Genomic DNA, 19661 nt, shown 5'->3' with positions numbered 1-19661 from the left:
AGCGAAAGCGGCGGACGAACTGGAAGGGATGATAGAACGAAAAAATGAATGGTGGGCCGGGTGGGACTCGAACCCACTATCGGTCGATTATGAGTCGACAGCTTATACCAGTTAAGCTTCCGGCCCTTTGCACTCAAGAGGCAAAAAGAAAGCGCCGATAGCGGCGCTTTCTGTTACTCCCGAACATTGCGCGAGGCGACTACGAAGGGTTGCGAGTGTGCCTCACAACGCCTCTCAAAACAAGTCCCGTCAGTTGCCTTCCAGGAACGATTTCAACTTGTCCGACCGACTCGGATGCCGCAACTTGCGCAGCGCCTTCGCCTCGATCTGGCGGATCCGTTCGCGCGTCACGTCGAACTGCTTGCCCACTTCCTCGAGCGTGTGATCCGTGCTCATCTCGATACCAAAGCGCATCCGCAACACCTTCGCCTCACGCGGCGTCAGCGAGTCGAGCACGTCCTTAACGACATCGCGCATCGATGCATGCAGCGCGGCATCGGACGGCGCCACCGTGTTCGTATCCTCGATGAAATCTCCGAGATGCGAATCGTCGTCGTCGCCGATCGGCGTCTCCATGGAGATAGGCTCCTTCGCGATCTTCATGATCTTGCGGATCTTGTCCTCCGGCATCTCCATCTTCTCGGCAAGTGTCGCCGGATCCGGTTCGAGGCCGGTTTCCTGCAGAATCTGCCGCGAGATGCGGTTCATCTTGTTGATCGTTTCGATCATGTGAACCGGAATGCGGATCGTGCGCGCCTGGTCCGCGATCGAGCGCGTGATGGCCTGCCGGATCCACCACGTCGCGTAAGTCGAGAACTTGTAGCCACGACGATATTCGAACTTGTCCACCGCCTTCATCAGGCCGATGTTGCCTTCCTGAATCAGGTCAAGGAACTGCAAACCGCGATTCGTGTACTTCTTCGCGATGGAAATCACGAGACGCAGGTTCGCCTCGGTCATTTCACGCTTCGCCTGACGCGCCTTCAACTCGCCCGCCGCCATCTGACGGTTGGTTTCCTTCAGGTCCTTCAGCGGCAATACGACCCGCGCCTGAAGATCCAGGAGACGCTGTTGCTGCTCGCGGATAGCCGGAATATTGCGCTCCAGCACCGCGCTGTACTCGTGACCTTCGGCGACGACCTTGTCGGACCATTCGAGATCCGTCTCGCTGCCGGGAAAACGCGTGATGAATTCGGCGCGCGGCATGCCGCACTTGTCGACGACCGTATGCAGAATCTGCCGCTCGACCTGACGCACCTCATCGACCTGCGCGCGCAACGTATCGCACAGGCGCTCGACGGTGCGCGCCGTGAAACGGATGTTCATCAGCTCCGTCTGGATGGCTTCCTGCGCCTTCAGATAGGCCTTCGACTTGTAGCCTTCCTTCTCATAGGCGCGGCGCATCTTGTCGAACCATTCGCTGATGAGCGCGAACTTCTCGAGCGACTGTGCCTTGAGGGCTTCGAGTTGCGCGGCATTGGCGCTCGCTTGCGCACTGCCGTCGTCCTCTTCTTCCTCTTCCTCGTCGCTCTCTTCCTCGGTTTCCTCGTCTTCGGATTCGATCGCCTCGGCTTCCTGCTCGGAGAAACCGTCGGTGTCCTGCGCATTCGGATCGATCAGGCCGTCGACGAGTTCATCGACGCGGATCTCTTCGTTCTGCACACGCTCGGCCATTGCGAGGATGTCGGCGATGGTCGTCGGGCACGCGGAGATCGCCATGACCATGTGCTTCAGGCCATCCTCGATCCGCTTCGCAATCTCGATTTCGCCTTCGCGCGTCAGCAACTCGACCGTGCCCATCTCGCGCATGTACATGCGGACCGGGTCGGTGGTGCGTCCGAATTCCGAATCGACAGTGGAAAGCGCGACTTCGGCTTCTTCCTCGACTTCATCGTCGGAGGAGGCGTTCGGCGCGTTGTCGTTCAGAAGCAGGGTCTCGGCATCCGGCGCTTGCTCGTACACCGCCACGCCCATGTCATTGAACGTGCTGATGATGCCTTCGATCGCCTCTGTCTCCGTGAAGTTGTCCGGGAGGTGATCGTTGATCTCGCCGTAGGTCAGGAAACCGCGCTCCTTGCCGAGCTTGATGAGCGCGCGCAGCTTCGAGCGCCGCTCCTCGAGTTCCTCTACGGTGCCAGGCGCGCTCGACGAGAACGCGTCCTTCAGCAGTGCTTTTTCCTTCGCGCGGCGATCGCGAGCCTTGGCCTTTTCGACCTTCGCCGCAGGAGCGGCAACAGACTCTGCGTTTTGCGTTGCGTCGTCTTCGACGGATACATCGTTCAGCTTTTTCGTCATGGAGTTCGCCATACCGGCCTTAGTCTCGACTCGCGGCTGCTGGACAACAGCCGATGGAACCGTGAATACCCAATACGCGCACGCTGCTTCGTCCTGCGTGCCCTGCCCGGGGCGCCATCGCGGTTCGAACGAGTGTGAATCGTCTCCTCGCCCTACCCTCAATAGCAGCCGCTTCCCTTATGCCCGTCTGTTCGTCGGCGTGCTTATCGGCCTCTTTTGTAAGATTTATGCGGCGTGCACCACGTATGACCGTGCCGCATTCCCGAGAACCAATTCAGCCCGCGCCTTCCTGCTTCCTTCCCGTTCCTCTCCCGCACCGGACAACCACGCCGGCATTCCCGCCAAAACCATCCAAATGCCCTTTGCCCATTGCCCGGGTGCCGCCGCCGAACCACGTTTCAGAACGACGAAAAACGCCTGAACAGTTGACAAAAAACATTCATTTTGAACTTTTTATTATAGCATTCTCACTTTCCGGCATCCGGGCTCGCGCCCCGCCCAGCCTTGATCTGTGCGACTCTCGCCGACAGCTCAGAAAACTCCGCCACCTCTTCCGCCGACAAGCTACTTTGCCTCGCCAGTTGATCGAGCCGCGCCCGATAGCTGTCGTGCCGTAACTTCACCACCGTCGCCTGCAATTCTTCCGCGAGCAGACGCTTCTGTTCCTCGACTCGCTGCGCCGCGTCCTCGTCGGCGGGGTCGCGCATCAGCAAATCGCGAACGTTTTCATCATAGGCGAGAATTTCCTGGAAGATATCGTCGTACGTGGGCGCGTTTGCGGCATTTCTCAAGATCTCGGACAGCAACTGGAATTCCGCCGCATCGCCGAGTTCGCGCGCGTGCGACACGACCTCGCTGAACAGTTCGCCGTGCTCGGTCATCGTCACGAGGGTGCGCTCGCTATCCTGATCGAGCGCAGCCGCGATGCCCGGGTACATCACCAGATTGCGCAGCGCGCGCTGTTCCTGCCCGGTCACACGCCGGCGTTCGCTCTTCGGCACGTTCGCGCGCGCGACGGCTGCCGCACGCGAATCGATGTCGCACAACGCCGCGATCTCGGTGAACGGCGTGTCGAGCCGGTCCGCGAGCATATGAAGGATCTGCACCCGCAACGCATTCGCGGGCAGCGCCTGAAGCAGCGGCTTGGCGTCGAAGAGCGCCTTCGCGCGGCCTTCGGGCTGCTCCAGTTCCTTGTCGTTCAGCACCTCGTTCAGGAGGAACTGCGACAGCGGCATCGCGCGATCGACCTGTTCGCCGAATCCGTCGGTGCCGAATTCGCGCACGTAGCTGTCCGGATCGTGCTCCTTCGGCAGAAAGAGAAACTTGACCGTGCGGTTGTCCGCCGCATGCGGCAGCGCCGCTTCCAGCGCCCGGCGCGCGGCGCGGCGGCCCGCCGAATCGCCGTCGAAGCTGAACACCACGGTGTCGGTCTGGCGAAAGAGCTTCTGTACGTGGATCGGCGTGCAAGCCGTGCCGAGCGTCGCCACGGCGTTCGCAAAGCCGAGCTGCGCGAGCGCGACGACATCCATATACCCTTCGACGACGAGCACGTAGCCCAGTTCACGAATCGCGAGACGCGCTTCGAACAGCCCGTAAAGCTCGCTGCCCTTGCTGAACAGCGGCGTCTCCGGCGAGTTCAGATACTTGGGCTCGCCGCCGTCGAGCACGCGCCCGCCGAAGCCGATCACGCTGCCCTTCACATTGCGGATCGGGAACATCACGCGCTCGCGGAAGCGATCGTAGCGCCGTGCCTGTCCCTGCGAATCGGTCTTCTCGCTGACGATCACGAGGCCCGATTCGACCAGGTTGTCATCCCGATAATCGGGAAACGCCGTTTCGAGGTTCTGCCAGCCATCCGGCGCATAGCCGAGCCCGAAACGCGCGGCGATTTCGCCGGTCAGTCCGCGCTTCTTCAGATACGCGATGGCGTCGGGCGCGCCGCGCAGTTGCTTGCGATAGAAATCGCAAGCGGTCTGCATGACTTCCGTCAGCGCGACACTGACCGCCTTGCTCGGCGCGCTCTCGCCGCCGCTGCCGCCACGGAAGCCGTTCGATGGCTCCTGCGGAACCGTAAGGCCCGCGCCTTGCGCGAGGTCCTTCACGGCCTCGGGAAACGTGAGGCCGGTGTGCTCCATCAGAAAGCCGATCGCGGTGCCATGCGCGCCGCAGCCGAAGCAGTGATAGAACTGCTTGGTCGGACTGACCGTGAACGACGGGCTTTTCTCGTTGTGGAACGGGCAGAGGCCCATGAAGTTCGCGCCGCCCTTTTTCAACTGGACGTAGCGGCCCACCACGTCGACGATATCGACGCGGTTGAGCAAATCCTGCAGGAAAGCGTGCGGAATCACCGAATCAGAAGCAGTGCAAGTTACTTGGCGAGTGCGGCTTTCACCTGCGCGGAGACAGCGGTCATGTCGGCCTTGCCTGCGAGCTTCGGCTTCAGCACGCCCATGACCTTGCCCATGTCCTGCGGGCCGGCGGCGCCGGTCGCGGCGACGGCGGCCTGAACTTCGGCGGCGATCGCATCGGCGGAAAGCTGTTCGGGCATGTACGCCGACAACACCGCCAGCTCCGCTTTTTCCTTGTCGGCGAGATCGGTGCGGCCCGCGGCTTCGAACTGGCTGATCGAGTCCTTGCGCTGCTTGATCATCTTGTCGATGACGGCGGTGATGCCCGCGTCGTCGAGCGTGACGCGATCGTCGACTTCACGCTGCTTGATTCCCGCGAGCAGCAGTCGAATCGTGCCGAGGCGCTCGGTTTCCTTTGCGCGCATGGCAGTCTTCATGTCGTCGCTGATCTGGTCTTTGAGGCTCATCGTTCACCCGGTGCAATTGCGAAAGTATGGATTCCGGCCGGCGCCCGGCTGTCCCGCGAAAGCAAAAACCCGCTTGGGAACATCTCCTCAAGCGGGACTTTTAGCGGGCCGTTTTGAGGCGCGGCAAAGCGGTGCGACGACCCTTGCCGCGCTAACCGTGATAGCGCCTGCCAGAGCGGAGAGAATCCTCCGATGACCGTCTGAGTATAGCAAACGGGTTCGCGTTTCGAGACTCGCCAAAACCCCCGGCCAGGCGCGCTCAGGCAGCCGTCGACGCGTTCCGCGCGAACTCGCCCGCGGCCTTGCCCGCCGCCACGCCCGACGCCCACGCCCACTGAAAGTTATAGCCGCCGAGCCAGCCCGTGACATCGACGGCCTCGCCGATGAAATAGAGCCCCGCGACGCGTTCGCTCATCATCGTTGCGGACGAAAGCTCGCGCGTATCGACGCCGCCGCGCGTGACTTCCGCCTTGCGATAGCCTTCGGTGCCGCTCGGCGTGAGCGTCCAACTGGACAATGACGCGCCGATCGCCTTCAGCGTGCGGTCGGGCAAATCGGCGAGGCGCGCATCGACAGGCACGCGCTGCGCTTCCAGCCACGCGTGCGCGAGACGCGCCGGCACGTGCTCCGCCAGAAAATTGCCGATCTGCTTCTTCGAGCCGGCTTTGGCTTCGAGCAGCGTCTCGGTGGCGTCGGCACCGGGAAGCAGATCCACATGAATCGGCTCCGACGTATTCCAGTAGCTCGAAATCTGCAGCACGCCCGGCCCCGACACGCCGCGATGCGTCAGCAGCAGGTCTTCGTCGAACTCGCCGCGCGTCTTGCCGCGCCCCGTGCTGATGCGCACCGGCAACGAAAGCCCCGAGAGCGCGGCAAACGGCGCCCAGTCGGCCGACGTGAACGTGAGCGGCACCAGCGCCGGACGCGTGTCGACGAGCTTGTGCCCGAACTGCTTCGCGACGCGATAGCCGAACTCCGTCGCGCCGATTTTCGGAATCGACAGGCCGCCCGTCGCGATCACGAGCGCCGCCGTGTCGATGGCGCCCGCGGTCGAATCGAGCGTGAAGCGCGCGCCGTCGTGCCGGATCTCGTGCACGACGACCGGACGCCGCCACGCGACGCCGCCCGCATCGCACTCGCTTTTGAGCACGTCGATGATGGTTTCGCTGGAGTCGTCGCAAAAGAGCTGGCCCTTGTGCTTCTCGTGCCACTTGACGCGGTATTGCTTGAGGAGCGCGAGAAAATCGCGCGGCGTATAACGCGCGAGCGCGGAGCGGCAGAAATGCGGATTCGCCGACAAGAAATTGGCCGGCTGCGCGTTGATGTTGGTGAAGTTGCAGCGTCCGCCGCCGGAGATGCGGATTTTCTCGGCGAGACGCTCGGCGTGGTCGATGAGCACGACGCGGCGCCCGGATTGAGCGGCCACGGCCGCGCACATCATGCCGGCCGCGCCCGCGCCGATGACGGCGATATCGAAGGATTCCATGGCGCGCATTTTACCTTCGACACGCTCATCGAAGCCCGCTGCTATACTTTTCTGTTACCTCTGACGCATTGAATCCATGCTCGTTCTCGGCATCGAAAGCTCCTGCGACGAAACCGGCCTCGCCCTCTACGACACCGAGCGCGGCCTGCTTTCGCACGCCCTGCACTCGCAGATCGCGATGCATCGCGAATACGGCGGGGTCGTGCCGGAACTGGCTTCGCGCGATCACATCCGGCGCGCGCTGCCGTTGCTGGAAGAGGTGCTCGAACGATCCGGCGCGCAGCGCGCCGACATCGACGCCATCGCGTTCACGCAGGGGCCCGGACTCGCGGGCGCGCTGCTCGTCGGCGCGAGCATCGCGAATTCGCTGGCGATGGCGTGGGACAAGCCGACCGTCGGCATTCATCACCTGGAAGGGCATCTGCTGTCGCCGTTGCTCGTCGATGCGCCGCCGCCGTTTCCGTTCATCGCGCTGCTCGTGTCGGGCGGACATACGCAGCTCATGCGCGTAACCGATGTCGGCGTCTACGAGACGCTCGGCGAAACCCTCGACGACGCCGCCGGCGAAGCCTTCGACAAGACCGCGAAGCTGCTCGGCCTCGGCTATCCCGGCGGGCCGGAAGTGTCGCGGCTCGCGGAATTCGGCACGCCGGGCGCGGTCGCGCTGCCCCGTCCGATGCTGCATTCCGGCGATCTCGATTTCAGCTTCAGCGGCCTGAAAACGGCCGTGCTCACGCAGAGCCGCAAGCTCGGCACCAACGTCTGCGAGCAGGCGAAGGCCGATCTGGCGCGCGGTTTCGTCGATGCGGCGGTGGATGTGCTGGTCGCGAAATCGCTCGCCGCGCTGAAGAAAACCGGCCTGAGGCGGCTCGTCGTGGCGGGCGGCGTCGGCGCTAACCGGCAGTTGCGCGAGGCGCTGTCGGCGGCCGCGAAGAAGCGCCGCTTCGACGTGCATTACCCCGATCTCTCGCTCTGCACCGACAACGGCGCGATGATCGCGCTCGCGGGCGCGCTGCGGCTGTCGCGCTGGCCCGAGCAGGCCGTACGCGACTACGCGTTCACCGTGAAGCCCCGCTGGGATCTCACGTCGCTCGCGCGCGCCTGAGCGTTCATCGCGGCGGATTGAAAGGCTGCACGATCGCCTTGAAGACAGGCAGCGTTTCGCAGCGATCACTATGGCCGATGAGCGTAGGCCAGCGCGTCGAGCTGAAAATCTCCGGATGCGCCTCGCGCGCGAAACGCAGCGCGCAAGCCACGGCGATGTCCGCGTGACCGATCGCGTCGCCGAACCAGTATTGCGTCGCGCGCGCGGCGCGGTCCGCTTCCAGCGCATTCAAAACGCGCTCGACCTGCCCCGTGCAGCGATCGAGCCACGCCTGCGATTTCTCCTTGTGCAGCACGCGTTCGTAGACGAGCGCGACGGCCTTGTCGGCGAGACCCGTCGCGAGCGCGCAGACCTTCAGCGCCTGACGCCGCTCCGGGCCGCCCGATGCGATCATCGCGCGCTCGCCCGCCTGTTCGTCGAGATAGTCGAGGATCATCGCGCTTTCCACGAGCACGTCGCCGGAATCGAGCACGAGCGTCGGCACGCGGATCAGCGGATTGAAGGGCGCGATCTTGTCGGCATCGCCGAAGACGGACCACGGGCGATGCTCGTACGCCATGCCGTAGAGATTCAGCGCGATGGCGACGCGCCGCACGAACGGGGAATCGAATTGGCCGATGAGAATCAAGATGCGCTCCGTGATCGATTTCTCGGATGGCCAGTTTAAGGTCGCGCGGGCCTCGGAAACAACAGCAGCGCCAACGACGCGCACAGGCCCGACGCCAGCCATACGACCGGCCACGAACCCGCGGCGAGCACATGCGGAATGACGAGCGGCGTCACGAAGAACCCGGCGTACACGGCCGTATTCGCCATACCGAGCGCGGTGCCGGCGCGTTCGGTGCCGGCCAGTGTAGCCAGTTCCGTGTACGCGACGCCGTGCCACGCCGACACGCAAATCCCCGCGAAAACGAGCATCGCCGAAAGCAGTAAAGGCACTTGCGCCGCGCCGCCCGCGACCGCTGCCGCGAGCACGACGAACGACGCCGACGCCACGATCACCGAGCCGCGCAAGTACGCGCGCCGGTTGCGGTGACGATCCGTATGCCGGCCGCTCCAGACGCGCATGACCATCGCGCCGAGCTGGATCGCGCCCATCGTCGCGCTGATCGCGGTTACGCCGAAATGACCAGCGTCGTGAAGGAAGACGGTCGCGAAGGTCAGAATCGCGAATTGCGGCACGCACAGGATGCCGATGCCGAGCACGACGCGCCAGACCAGCGCGTTCTTCAATGGCGGCGCGCCTTTGCCCGTTACCGCGCGATGCACGGCATGCGGCGCTTCATGCAGCCAGCGCCAGGCGAACGCGCCGGAAACCGCGCACATTGCCGCCAGCGCGCCGTAGACCGCCGCGAAGCCATGCGACGACGCCAGCCACGGCAACAATGCCGCGCCTATGCCGCCGCCGAGCGGCACTGCCGTTTGCCGGATGCTCATCGCGAGGCCGCGCTCGCCATCGGCGAACCACGCCATCACCGCCCGCCCGCTCGATCCATTGACGCTGCCGCCCAGGAGACCCAGCACGCACATCGCGAAAACGAGCCAGCCGAGCGTCGCCGACGACGGCACCGCGAACAGACTCATCGCGACGAGCATCGCGGCTGTCAAAAGCAGGCCGGTCAGCAAAACAGGGCGGTCGCCCCAGCGATCCGTCAGCACGCCCCACGGCAGTTCCGACAGCGCGACGCCCAGTCCCAGCGCGCCGAGCGCGAGTCCCAGTTCGCCGTTGCTCAGGTGATAACCGCTGCGCATCCACACGGCCGTGGTCGGAATGCCCGCCGCCGCGGTCGAAAAGCTCGCGTTGGCCGCCACGCCGACGCCCAGCACTTTCCAGCGATGCGCGTCGCCGAACGCGTAAGCGCCTTTTACGAGAGAAGTGGCCATGATGCAATCCAATCGAATTTGACTTCGGCCAGTTTGACGGCTTAGGATCGTCCTGAAAATCGCAAAGTTTTTCATCGATCATTCAGAAAATCAGGACGATTGCCATGAGCCAGACGACATTCGATCTCGCGGTGCTGCGCAGCTTCGTCGCGGGGATGGACCTCGGCAGTTTCGCGAAGGCGGCGGACCGCGTCGGGCGCTCGACATCGGCGGTGAGCGCGCAGTTACGCAAGCTGGAGGAACAGGCGGGCGCGACGCTCTTTCGCAAATCCGGACGCGGGCTCGCGCTCACCGATGCGGGCGAGGTGATGCTCGGCTATGCGCGGCGCCTGGTCGAACTGAACGACGAAGCCGCCGTCGCGATTCGCGGCGTCGATCTGGAAGGCTGGATACGGCTCGGTTTGCAGGAAGATTTCGGCGAAGTCGTGCTTCCGGATGTGCTCGGCCGCTTCGCGCGGGCGCATCCGAAAGTGCGGATCGAAGCGCGCGTGGCGCGCAATACCGAACTGCTGGAGCGCATCGATACCGGGCAACTCGATCTCGCGCTCGTGTGGGGCGCGCCAGGCGTCACCGACGAAAGCAACGCCGCGATGATCGCCGAGCCGATCGCGGCGCCGTCGATGCGCTGGATCGCTTCATCGACGGTTCCGTGGCAGTTCGATCCCGACGAACCTTTACCGCTCATCGCGTTCGACCGTCCGTGTCTCTTTCACAGCGCGGCGGCCGCGGCGCTGGATCGCGCGGGCATCAAATGGCGTGTGGCGTTCACGAGCCCGAGTCTGTCGGGATTGTGGGCGGCAGCGGCGGCGGGTCTGGGCGTCACCGTGCGAACGAGCTACGGATTGCCGTCGACGGTGCGTGCGCTCGATGCCAGCGAAGGCGAATTGCCCGCGTTGCCTTCGATTCCTCTTGCGCTGCATCGCGCACCGGGAAGCGCATCGCCGCCGGTCGAGCGGCTCGCGTCGCTGGTGATGGCTTCCGTGCGGGCAGCGCACGTTCCTGCGGAAACGGCGCTCGCCTGAAGACGCGCTCAGGCGTCGCGGCGCTTGTCTCGCTCGATCACCGCATACGCGCTGTGATTGTGGATCGACTCGAAGTTCTCGGCTTCGAGCACATACGCGACGATGCGTTCGTCGGCGTTCAGGCGCGTCGCGATATCGCGCACGAGATCCTCGACGAACTTCGGGTTTTCATAGGCGCGCTCGGTCACGAACTTCTCGTCGGGGCGCTTCAGCAAGCCCCACAGTTCGCACGACGCCTCTTCCTCCGCGATGCGAATCAGTTCCTCGACCGCGACTTCGCCCGCGAGTTGCGCCGCGATCGTCACGTGCGAGCGCTGATTGTGCGCGCCGTATTGCGAGATCTTCTTCGAGCACGGGCACAGGCTCGTCACGGGCACGAGCACTTTCATCGACAGATGTGTTTCGCCGTCGCGTTTCTCAGCGATGAACGTCGCTTCGTAATCGAGCAGGCTTTGCACGCCAGAGACCGGCGCCGTCTTCATCACGAAGTACGGCAGAGTTACTTCGATGCGCCCCGAATGCGCTTCGAGCTTCGTCAGCATCGAAGCGAGCAGCGAGCGCAGCGCGGCCTGATCGAGCGGCTCGCGATTCTCTTCGAGCAGCGCGACGAAGCGCGACATGTGCGTGCCCTTCTGATCGGCAGGCAGATGCACATCGAGATTCCATACGCCGACGCTCGGCTGCACGCCGTTCGCCGTGCGCACCGACAACGGATGCCGCACGCCCTTCACACCGACGCGCTGAATCGCGATCTGACGCGTGTCGGGCGTGCTCTGAACATCCGGCATCACGAAGGCGGGATTCATCTGATTCATTTGTTTTGTCCTTATGCGCCGCGCGTCGCCGAGGACGCGAGCGGATCGAAACGTTCAAGCGCACACGGCGCGGGACGATGCCCGCGCCGTGTGCCAAAGCGTTGATGCACGGCGCGCCCCGAGCGCGCCGTTCGAGCGATGCGTCGTCAGGCGACGCGCTTGGTCAGTTTGCCGGCGTGCGCGCTTTCGACCGCGTCGATGAAGCGCTCGCGAATCGACCTGACGATGCCAGCCGAGTCCAGGCCGACGCTCGACAGCAGCTTGGCCGGATCGCCGTGATCGATGAAAGCGTCGGGCAGACCGAGTTGCAGCACGGGCTTCACGATCGAGCTGGCGAGCAATGCTTCGACGCACGCAGAACCCGCGCCGCCCATGATCGCGCCTTCTTCGATCGTCACGATGGCGTCGTGCGTCGCGGCGAGTTCGCGCAGCAAATCGGCATCGACCGGCTTCACGAAACGCATGTTGGCGACCGTCAGATCCAGCTCTTCCGCGGCGGCGAGCGACGGCGCGACCATCGTGCCGAACGCGCAGATCGCGATGCGCTTGCCCGAGCCGAGCTTCTGCGACGACTCGCGGCGAATCTCGCCACGGCCGACGGGAATCGCGGTCATTTGCTTGACCGTCGCGACGCCTGTGCCCGCGCCGCGCGGATAGCGCACGGCCGTCGGGTTCGGTTGCTGCAGCGCCGTATAGAGCATCTGGCGGCACTCGTTTTCGTCCGATGCGGCCATCACCGTCATGTTCGGAATGCAGCGCAGGAACGCGAGGTCGTAGTTGCCCGCGTGCGTCGCGCCGTCCGCGCCGACGAGGCCCGCGCGATCGATCGCGAACACCACCGGCAGGTTCTGCAGCGCGACGTCGTGGATCAGCTGGTCATACGCGCGTTGCAGGAAGGTCGAATAGATGGCGACGACGGGCTTCATGCCGTCCGCGGCCATGCCGCCGGCGAACGTGACCGCATGCTGCTCGGCGATGCCGACATCGAAATAGCGCTCCGGGAAGCGCTTCTCGAACTCGACCATGCCGGAGCCTTCGCGCATTGCCGGCGTGATGCCGACCACACGCGAATCCTGCGCCGCGGCGTCGCACAGCCACTCGCCGAACACCTGCGTGTAGGTCTTCTTCGACGGCGCCGTCGACGGCTTGATGCCTTCCGCCGGATTGAACTTGCCCGGACCGTGATAGAGCACCGGATCGGCTTCGGCGAGCTTGTAGCCCTGGCCTTTCTTCGTGACGACGTGCAGGAATTGCGGGCCGCGCAGTTCCTTGATGTTCTGCAGCGTCGGGATCAGCGAATCGAGATCGTGACCGTCGATCGGCCCGATGTAGTTGAAGCCGAACTCTTCGAACAGCGTGGCCGGCACGATCATGCCCTTCGCGTGCTCTTCGAGCTTGCGGGCGAGATCGAGCACCGGCGGCGCGTGGCGCAGCACGCGTTCGACGCCCGCGCGCGCGGCGGCGTAGAAACGCCCCGACATCAGACGCGCGAGATGGCGATTCAGCGCGCCGACCGGCGGCGAGATCGACATGTCGTTGTCGTTGAGGATGACGAGCAGCGGCACGTCATCGGCGACGCCCGCGTTGTTCATCGCCTCGAAGGCCATGCCCGCGGTCATCGCGCCATCGCCGATCACGGCGATCGAATAGCGGTTGTCGCCCTGCAGCTTGTTGGCGATCGCCATGCCGAGCGCCGCCGAAATCGACGTGCTCGAATGCGCGGTGCCGAAGGTGTCGTATTCGGACTCGGCGCGGCGCGGGAAGCCGGAGATGCCTCCCAACTGACGCAGGCCCGGCATCTGATCGCGACGGCCGGTGAGGATCTTGTGCGGATACGTCTGATGACCGACATCCCAGACGATGCGGTCATTAGGCGTATCGAACACATAGTGCAACGCGATCGTCAGCTCGACCGTGCCCAGATTGGACGACAGATGGCCGCCCGTCTGTGACACGCTGTCGAGCACGTAGGCTCGCAGCTCGTCGGCCAGCGGTTGCAGTTGGCGGCGATCGAGGGCGCGCAAATCGGCCGGATCGTCGATGGTTTTCAGCAAGTCGTACATCGTCGTCCCATTTTAGGAAAACTGGCGTGATTCGTTCGGCGCGATTATGTCTCTTCTCGCCGTGGGGTTCGTCACGCGTTCAACAATCAATTCACCCGGTTCACGACCAGGTCGGCAAGTTCTGCCAGGCGCTGGCCGCGTGCGCCGAACGGCTGGATCGCGGCGTGCGCGTCGCGGCCGAGCTGCGCAGCGAGTTCGCGCGACGCGTCGAGCCCGATGATCGACACATAAGTAGGCTTGTCGTGCTGCGCATCCTTGCCGGCGGTCTTGCCGAGCGTGGCGGAATCGGCGGTGACATCCAGAATGTCGTCGACGACCTGGAATGCGAGGCCGATGGCGGCGGCGTAGTGGTCCAGCGATTCGAGCGCATCCGCACCCGGATGCGTGCCCGCGAGCGCGCCCATGCGCACCGACGCGCGCAACAGCGCACCCGTTTTCTTGCGATGCATCGTCTCGAGCTCGGGGCGCGACAGCTTGCGGCCGACGCTTTCGAGGTCGATCGCCTGTCCGCCCGCCATGCCGAGCGAACCGCTCGCGACTGCCAGCTCGCGCACGAGCGCGGCTTGCTGGCCATCGTCCAGACCATTGCCTTCGGCCGTCAACGCGACGAACGCCTGCGATTGCAGCGCGTCGCCGACGAGCAGTGCCGTCGCTTCGTCATATTGGATGTGTACCGTGGGCTTACCCCGGCGCAGTGCGTCGTCGTCCATGGCGGGCATGTCGTCATGCACCAGCGAATAGACGTGGATCATCTCGAGCGCCGCGCTCGCCGCTTCCACGGCCGGCGCGCTCGCGCCGGTCAGTTCGCCGGCCGCGTGGACGAGGAGCGGTCGCACGCGCTTGCCGCCGCCTAGCACCGCATAGCGCATGGCCTCATGCAGACGCGCCGGCGCGACGTCCGTGCCCGGCAGATAGTGTTCGAGCGCCGTCTCGACGCGATCGAGCGTCACGCGCATCCATTGTTCGAAGTTCATAGGTCGTCGTCCCCGTTGTCGTTTGTCGCTCCGGCACCCTGGGTGGCGCGCTGTACCTCGGCGGGCAGCGGCTTGAGCGTCTCGCCATCGAGAACGCGTACCTGCTGCTCGACTTTTTCGAGCTGCTGTTGGCAAAAGCCCACAAGCGCCGCGCCGCGGCGATAGGCCGCGAGCGATTCCTCGAGACTCAGCGCGCCCTCTTCCATGCGCGCGACAAGCGATTCGAGTTCCTCCAGCGCCGACTCGTAATTCTCCGGAAGCTGCGCGGCGTCCGCGCCTTGCGCGTCGCCGGTTTGCTCGACTGTTTCCTGGACAGCGGTCTTCGCCATGAATCGTGGATGTGCAATTGAATTTTTGGAACCAAGTCGCACATTCTACGGCAAAAGACAAATTTTCGACCCGCATCCCGTCCGCGCGGAACCACCACGAGTGCTTTGCCGGATTGTCCGCCAAACGTCGCGGAGCGTGCCATCCGCATTCGTCTGCGTGGCGATTGCGAGGAACTCTCGCGACAATTTATACCCAAATCAAGGCCTTAAGTACCCCAAGGAGGGGGATTTCGGTATAATCGCGGGCTCCCTAAATCGAATCTTCGATGGTTGGGTTGTTCACTGCTTTCACGTTTTCATCGGGAGTGGGAATGTCCAATCTGAGCAATGCATTGCAGCTGAATGCCATTCACAGTCAGCTGCCAGTCACGGCTTACTTTGACGAAGCGCTTCTTACGCGCGAACTCGACACACTTTTCAAGCAAGGTCCACGCTACGTCGGGCACGAACTCATGGTGCCCGAAGCGGGAAACTATTTCGCGCTTCCGGGCGAAGGCGAAGGGCGCGTGCTCGTTCGTAATCAGCAGAACAATATCGAGCTGCTGTCGAACGTGTGCCGTCATCGTCAGGCGATCATGCTCAATGGCCGCGGCAGCACGGAGAACATCGTCTGCCCGCTGCATCGCTGGACCTACGATCTCGACGGTCAGCTGCTCGGCGCGCCGCATTTCGCGGACAAGCCCTGCCTGAACCTCGGCAAGACTTCGCTGCAGAACTGGCAAGGCCTGCTCTTCGAATCGGAGGGCCGCAACGTCGCCGCGGATCTCGCGAGACTTGGCACGGCGCGTCATTTCGACTTTTCGGGCTTCATGTTCGATCACGTCGAAGTGCACGAGTGCAACTACAACTGGAAGACCTTCATCGAGGTCTATCTCGAGGACTATCACGTCGCGCCGTTCCATCCGGGCCTCGGCAGCTTCGTGTCGTGCGACAACCTCGAGTGGGAATTCGGCGACTGGTACAGCGTCCAGACCGTCGGCGTCCACAAGAATCTGGAGAAGCCGGGCAGCCCGACGTACCGCAAGTGGCACGACGAGGTCCTGCGCTTCCGCAACGGCACGCCGCCCGAATTCGGCGCGATCTGGATGGTGTATTACCCCGGTCTGATGATCGAGTGGTATCCGCACGTGCTGGTCGTATCGTGGCTCATTCCGCACGGCACGCAGAAGACGACGAACATCGTCGAATTCTATTACCCCGAGGAAATCGCGCTCTTCGAGCGTGAGTTCATCGAGGCGGAACGCGCCGCATACATGGAAACCGCGCGCGAGGACGACGAAATCGCCGAGCGCATGGACGCCGGCCGTCGCGCGCTGATGTCGCGCGGCGAGAATCAGGTCGGCCCGTATCAGAGCCCGATGGAATCCGGCATGCAGCACTTTCACGAGTTCTTGCGGCATCAACTCGGGACCATCTGACGGCGGTTCCGGGTTTGCGTCGGACGTCGGCAAAAGACGGGCTTTCGAGCCCGTTTTTTCTTTTAGACTATTGGCTCATCCCCGCATTACAAGCGCCGCTTGAGGAGCCGTCATGCCGCACACCCACTACACCACGCTCATCTCGGCGACGAATCTCGCCGAACGGCTCGCCGCCGCGCCCGGCAGCATCCTCGTCTTCGATTGCCGCTTCGATCTCGCCGCGCCGGAATCGGGCGAAGCGGCTTATGCGCAAGGGCATATTCCCAGCGCGCACTATCTTCACCTGGATCGCGATCTGTCCGGCGTCAAGACCGGCACGAACGGGCGTCATCCGCTGCCCGAACGCGCCGCGCTCGTCGCAAAGCTGGCGAGTTTCGGCCTGAACGAAGGTCAGCAAGTGGTTGCGTACGATGCGCAAGGCGGCATGTACGCCGCGCGTGTCTGGTGGCTGCTGCGCTGGCTCGGCCACGATTCCGTCGCGCTGCTCGATGGCGGCCTGCAGGCGTGGGAAGCCGCGGGCAATTCGCTCGACAGCGCCGTGCCGCCGAAGACGCAAGGCACGTTCAAGGCCGGCGCACCGCTCCAGGTGACCATCGATGCGCAGGCGATCGAGCGCGGCATCGGCACGCGCGACCATCTGCTGATCGATGCCCGCGCCGCCGACCGTTATCGCGGCGAGAACGAAACGATCGATCCCGTCGGCGGACATATCCCCGGCGCGCTCAATCACTTCTTCAAGAACAACCTGACGACGGAAGGCCGCTTCAAGACCGCGCACGAGCTGCGCGAGGCGTTCGGCTCGCTGGTCGGCACGACGCCGGCAGACCGCATCGTGCTGCAATGCGGATCAGGCGTGACGGCGTGCCATAACGTGCTCGCGATGGAAATCGCGGGCCTGCATGGCGCGGCGCTCTATCCGGGCTCGTGGAGCGAGTGGAGCGCCGATCCGGGCCGACCGGTCGCGACCGGCCCGAATCCCTGAACGTCGTTATTTGACGCCGTGCTCGCGGAACCACGCGAGCGCGCGCTTCCAGCCGTCTTCCGCGTCGGCCTTGCGATAACTCGGACGGTAATCCGCGAAGAACGCATGCGGCGCGTCGTCGTAGACGACGAACTGCGAGTTCTTCGCCGGCGGCGGGTCGTTCGCGAGCGCCTGCTTCATCTGCTCGATGGTGTCCTGCGGGATGCTCTGATCCTGCCGGCCATACAGCCCGAGCACCGGCACCTTGAGCTGGCTCGCGAGGTCGATGGGATTGCTCGGCGTGTTCTCGGTCTTGTTGCCGACGAGCCGCCCGTACCACGCCACCGCCGCCTTCAGGTTGGGATTGTGCTCGGCATAGAGCCAGGCGATGCGCCCGCCCCAGCAGAATCCGGTGATGCCGATGCGCTTCGGATCGCCGCCATGCTCGCCCGCCCATTTGACGGTCTGGTCGATGTCGGAGATCACCTGCGAATCGGGCACCTTCGACACCAGTTGCTCGTTCAGTTGCTGCATCGACTTGTACGCCGATGCATCGCCCTGACGCGTGTAGAGATCCGGCGCGATGGCCAGATAACCCTGCTTCGCGAAGCGCCGGCAGACATCGGCGATATGCTCGTGGACCCCGAAAATCTCGTGAATCACGATGATCACCGGCAGATGCGTCTTGCCCTTCGGCTGCGCGCGATACGCGGGCACGAGCGTGCCGTCCGCACCGCGTATGCCAATCGCGCCCGCTTCCAGCCCGTCGGAATCGGTATGAATGGTTTGCGCCGACACCGGCAGCACGGCGGCCGCGAAGCCGGTGCCGAAGGTCGCCTTGATGAACGTGCGCCGATTGAACGGAACGTGCGGAATGAGGCTGTCGACTTCAGGGTCTAGCATGAATAGCTCCCGCGGCGGGGCCGTCGCGTCACTTTCGCGATCGAGCGCGACGGCGTGGATCCTTGAAACCGCGCGACGTGCTCGAGGCTGCACGCGGCGCGGCGCTGCACGACGAAGAACGCGCGCCCTCGATCGGGCGCGCCGCCCATTCTAAACAGCTTTGAACGAATGACGCAGGCGTTCTATTCCGTGTCAGTGCAGTTTCACGCGTGGCGCGGTGGAGCGGCGCAGCCAGTGCGCGACGGTATCGAGCACCATGCGCGCATAGCCGTGCAACGCGGCGACGTGCAGCCGGTAGAGCGACATGTACATGAAGCGCGCGAAGAGCCCTTCGATCAGCATGTTGCCGCCGATCAGCCCGCCCATCAGATTGCCGACCGCGCTGTAATGCCCGAGCGACACCAGCGAGCCGAAATCGCGATACGTGTATTCGGGCAGCGGCTTGCCCTGCAACATCCGCTCGAACGACTTGAACAGGAAACTCGCCTGCTGATGCGCGGCCTGCGCGCGCGGCGGCACGTTGCGCTCGTTGCCGGGCCACGGACACGCGGCGCAATCGCCGAGCGCGAAGACGTTGTCGTCGGTTTCGGTTTGCAGCGTGCGGCGCACGATCAGTTGGCCGAGGCGAGTCGTCGGCAGACCTTCGAGATTGGAAAGGATCGCGGGGGCCTTGATGCCCGCCGCCCAGACCGTGAGATCCGCGCGAATCATCTTGCCGCTCGCCGTGCGGATCGTGTCGCGCGAAACCTCTGCGACCGTTTCGCCGGTCATCAGCTTCACGCCGACCTTGGTGAGCAGTTCCGCCGTCGCGCTGGACACGCGCTCCTGCAGCGCGGGCAGAATGCGCGGCCCGGCTTCGATCAGCACGATGCCGATATCGTGTTTCGGATCGAGCTTGTGCAATCCGTATGCGGAAAGCACCTGCGCGGTGTTGCGCAGTTCCGCCGACAATTCGACGCCTGTCGCACCGGCGCCGACGATCGCCACCTGGATGCGCGGCACCGGATCGACGCCGGGATCGTCCTCGCCGTCCTCCACGCCCGCCGCGACCGGTTCCGGCGCGAAGTGCTCGGCGCGCATGCATGCCGCGATCAGGCGCTTGCGGAAGAGTTCAGCCTGACCGACGGTATCGAGCGCGATCGAGTTTTGCTGCGCACCTTCGACGCCGAAGAAATGCGTCGTACTGCCGATAGCGATGACGAGCGTGTCGTACTCCAGCTCGCGCTCGGGCAGCAGCTCGCCGGCTTCTTCATCGCGCAATGCGCCGATCGTGATGCGCTTTGCCGCGCGATCCAGTCCGACGAGGTCGCCCTGCTGGAATTCGAAGCCATGCCACAGCGCTTGCGCCGCGTATTCGAGTTCCTGCGTGAAAGGGTCCATGCTGCCCGCTGCGACTTCATGCAGGAGCGGCTTCCAGATATGCGTCGGATTGCGGTCGACGAGCGTGACTTGCGCTTTGGGCGGGGTCTTGCTGTCCGTCGAGCCGAAACGGTCGCCGAGACGAGTCGCGAGTTCGAGGCCGCCAGCCCCTCCGCCGACGATGATGAAGCGATGCATGGATCTCTCCCTGTGCTTTTATATTGGATCGGCC

The 19661-nt window shown here is 64.1% G+C and carries 17 protein-coding genes and 1 tRNA gene; 5 read left to right on the top strand and 13 right to left on the bottom strand.

What is annotated here, in order from left to right; all coding sequences use genetic code 11:
- Nucleotides 1-49: 49 nt before the first annotated feature.
- Nucleotides 50-126: transfer RNA gene (locus QCE73_RS27155), tRNA-Ile, on the bottom strand.
- A 123-nt stretch (nt 127-249) separates the two neighbouring features.
- Nucleotides 250-2307 (bottom strand): RNA polymerase sigma factor RpoD, encoded by a 2058-nt coding sequence (gene rpoD / locus QCE73_RS27150; protein ID WP_075583860.1) that lies wholly within the window; start codon nt 2305-2307, stop codon nt 250-252.
- A gap of 49 nt (nt 2308-2356) precedes the next feature.
- On the opposite strand from rpoD, the gene QCE73_RS27145 reads away from it, so the two are divergent.
- The gene (locus tag QCE73_RS27145; RefSeq protein WP_309884382.1) at nt 2357-2716 is read left to right on the top strand and encodes a hypothetical protein; all 360 of its coding nucleotides are present in this window, start codon (nt 2357-2359) and stop codon (nt 2714-2716) included.
- Nucleotides 2717-2762: 46 nt separating this feature from the next.
- Here QCE73_RS27145 and dnaG read toward each other — a convergent pair whose 3' ends face one another.
- From dnaG to QCE73_RS27130, 3 genes are all read right to left on the bottom strand, one after another.
- Nucleotides 2763-4643: a DNA primase gene (gene dnaG, locus QCE73_RS27140; protein ID WP_309884381.1), complete on the bottom strand. Its 1881-nt coding sequence runs from the start codon at nt 4641-4643 to the stop codon at nt 2763-2765.
- Between the two features lie 20 nt (nt 4644-4663).
- Nucleotides 4664-5110: a GatB/YqeY domain-containing protein gene (locus QCE73_RS27135; RefSeq protein ID WP_035502425.1), complete on the bottom strand. Its 447-nt coding sequence runs from the start codon at nt 5108-5110 to the stop codon at nt 4664-4666.
- Nucleotides 5111-5369: 259 nt separating this feature from the next.
- The gene (locus QCE73_RS27130) at nt 5370-6596 is read right to left on the bottom strand and encodes an NAD(P)/FAD-dependent oxidoreductase (RefSeq protein WP_309884380.1); all 1227 of its coding nucleotides are present in this window, start codon (nt 6594-6596) and stop codon (nt 5370-5372) included.
- Nucleotides 6597-6672: 76 nt separating this feature from the next.
- On the opposite strand from QCE73_RS27130, the gene tsaD reads away from it, so the two are divergent.
- On the top strand, nt 6673-7701 hold the full coding sequence (tsaD, locus tag QCE73_RS27125; protein WP_309884379.1) for a tRNA (adenosine(37)-N6)-threonylcarbamoyltransferase complex transferase subunit TsaD: 1029 nt from the start codon (nt 6673-6675) through the stop codon (nt 7699-7701).
- A 4-nt stretch (nt 7702-7705) separates the two neighbouring features.
- Here the strand turns inward: tsaD and QCE73_RS27120 are convergent, their stop codons facing one another.
- Nucleotides 7706-8329: a glutathione S-transferase N-terminal domain-containing protein gene (locus QCE73_RS27120; RefSeq protein ID WP_309884378.1), complete on the bottom strand. Its 624-nt coding sequence runs from the start codon at nt 8327-8329 to the stop codon at nt 7706-7708.
- A 35-nt stretch (nt 8330-8364) separates the two neighbouring features.
- Entirely contained in the window at nt 8365-9585 is a 1221-nt protein-coding gene (locus tag QCE73_RS27115) for an MFS transporter (protein ID WP_309884377.1), read from the bottom strand.
- 104 nt (nt 9586-9689) lie between these two features.
- Between QCE73_RS27115 and QCE73_RS27110 the strand changes: the two genes are divergently transcribed.
- Nucleotides 9690-10607, top strand: a complete 918-nt coding sequence (locus QCE73_RS27110) for a LysR substrate-binding domain-containing protein (RefSeq protein WP_309884376.1) — start codon at nt 9690-9692, stop codon at nt 10605-10607.
- Nucleotides 10608-10615: 8 nt separating this feature from the next.
- On the opposite strand, the gene folE2 is transcribed toward QCE73_RS27110, so the two are convergent.
- The 4 genes from folE2 to QCE73_RS27090 form a co-directional block, all read right to left on the bottom strand.
- A complete protein-coding gene (gene folE2 / locus QCE73_RS27105) occupies nt 10616-11422 on the bottom strand; it encodes a GTP cyclohydrolase FolE2 (RefSeq protein ID WP_309884375.1) in 807 nt (268 codons plus the stop codon).
- 146 nt (nt 11423-11568) lie between these two features.
- Nucleotides 11569-13485 carry a 1-deoxy-D-xylulose-5-phosphate synthase gene (gene dxs / locus QCE73_RS27100; RefSeq protein WP_035502411.1) on the bottom strand — a complete coding sequence of 639 codons (1917 nt, stop codon included), beginning with the start codon at nt 13483-13485 and terminating at the stop codon, nt 11569-11571.
- An 86-nt stretch (nt 13486-13571) separates the two neighbouring features.
- On the bottom strand, nt 13572-14459 hold the full coding sequence (locus tag QCE73_RS27095; RefSeq protein WP_309884374.1) for a farnesyl diphosphate synthase: 888 nt from the start codon (nt 14457-14459) through the stop codon (nt 13572-13574).
- Nucleotides 14456-14788 (bottom strand): exodeoxyribonuclease VII small subunit, encoded by a 333-nt coding sequence (locus QCE73_RS27090; RefSeq protein ID WP_035502408.1) that lies wholly within the window; start codon nt 14786-14788, stop codon nt 14456-14458. The genes QCE73_RS27095 and QCE73_RS27090 overlap by 4 nt, the downstream gene beginning before the upstream one ends.
- Nucleotides 14789-15099: 311 nt before the next feature.
- Here QCE73_RS27090 and QCE73_RS27085 point away from each other — a divergent pair, with 311 nt between their 5' ends.
- Nucleotides 15100-16206, top strand: coding sequence for an aromatic ring-hydroxylating dioxygenase subunit alpha (locus QCE73_RS27085; protein ID WP_035502406.1), 1107 nt, complete (start codon nt 15100-15102; stop codon nt 16204-16206).
- 112 nt (nt 16207-16318) lie between these two features.
- Nucleotides 16319-17188, top strand: coding sequence for a sulfurtransferase (locus tag QCE73_RS27080; RefSeq protein WP_309884373.1), 870 nt, complete (start codon nt 16319-16321; stop codon nt 17186-17188).
- A 6-nt stretch (nt 17189-17194) separates the two neighbouring features.
- Here QCE73_RS27080 and QCE73_RS27075 read toward each other — a convergent pair whose 3' ends face one another.
- On the bottom strand, nt 17195-18070 hold the full coding sequence (locus QCE73_RS27075) for a dienelactone hydrolase family protein (protein WP_035502403.1): 876 nt from the start codon (nt 18068-18070) through the stop codon (nt 17195-17197).
- Between the two features lie 192 nt (nt 18071-18262).
- Nucleotides 18263-19627, bottom strand: a complete 1365-nt coding sequence (locus QCE73_RS27070) for an NAD(P)/FAD-dependent oxidoreductase (protein ID WP_309884372.1) — start codon at nt 19625-19627, stop codon at nt 18263-18265.
- Between the last annotated feature and the right edge of the window lie 34 nt (nt 19628-19661).

Origin of the sequence: Caballeronia sp. LZ029 (assembly GCF_031451275.1) — a bacterium.
Taxonomy (GTDB): Bacteria; Pseudomonadota; Gammaproteobacteria; order Burkholderiales; family Burkholderiaceae; genus Caballeronia; species Caballeronia jiangsuensis.
Note: the sequence above shows the minus strand (reverse complement) of the source record. Positions and strands in the feature narration are given on the sequence as shown.

Excerpts from the sequence above, each read along its gene's own strand:
- rpoD (WP_075583860.1), bottom strand. The coding sequence starts at position 2,307 with ATGGCGAACTCCATGACGAAAAAGCTGAACGATGTATCCGTCGAAGAC.
- QCE73_RS27135 (WP_035502425.1), bottom strand. The coding sequence starts at position 5,110 with ATGAGCCTCAAAGACCAGATCAGCGACGACATGAAGACTGCCATGCGC.
- QCE73_RS27130 (WP_309884380.1), bottom strand. The coding sequence starts at position 6,596 with ATGGAATCCTTCGATATCGCCGTCATCGGCGCGGGCGCGGCCGGCATG.
- tsaD (WP_309884379.1), top strand. The coding sequence starts at position 6,673 with ATGCTCGTTCTCGGCATCGAAAGCTCCTGCGACGAAACCGGCCTCGCC.
- QCE73_RS27115 (WP_309884377.1), bottom strand. The coding sequence starts at position 9,585 with ATGGCCACTTCTCTCGTAAAAGGCGCTTACGCGTTCGGCGACGCGCAT.
- QCE73_RS27110 (WP_309884376.1), top strand. The coding sequence starts at position 9,690 with ATGAGCCAGACGACATTCGATCTCGCGGTGCTGCGCAGCTTCGTCGCG.
- folE2 (WP_309884375.1), bottom strand. The coding sequence starts at position 11,422 with ATGAATCAGATGAATCCCGCCTTCGTGATGCCGGATGTTCAGAGCACG.
- dxs (WP_035502411.1), bottom strand. The coding sequence starts at position 13,485 with ATGTACGACTTGCTGAAAACCATCGACGATCCGGCCGATTTGCGCGCC.
- QCE73_RS27095 (WP_309884374.1), bottom strand. The coding sequence starts at position 14,459 with ATGAACTTCGAACAATGGATGCGCGTGACGCTCGATCGCGTCGAGACG.
- QCE73_RS27090 (WP_035502408.1), bottom strand. The coding sequence starts at position 14,788 with ATGGCGAAGACCGCTGTCCAGGAAACAGTCGAGCAAACCGGCGACGCG.
- QCE73_RS27085 (WP_035502406.1), top strand. The coding sequence starts at position 15,100 with ATGTCCAATCTGAGCAATGCATTGCAGCTGAATGCCATTCACAGTCAG.
- QCE73_RS27080 (WP_309884373.1), top strand. The coding sequence starts at position 16,319 with ATGCCGCACACCCACTACACCACGCTCATCTCGGCGACGAATCTCGCC.
- QCE73_RS27075 (WP_035502403.1), bottom strand. The coding sequence starts at position 18,070 with ATGCTAGACCCTGAAGTCGACAGCCTCATTCCGCACGTTCCGTTCAAT.
- QCE73_RS27070 (WP_309884372.1), bottom strand. The coding sequence starts at position 19,627 with ATGCATCGCTTCATCATCGTCGGCGGAGGGGCTGGCGGCCTCGAACTC.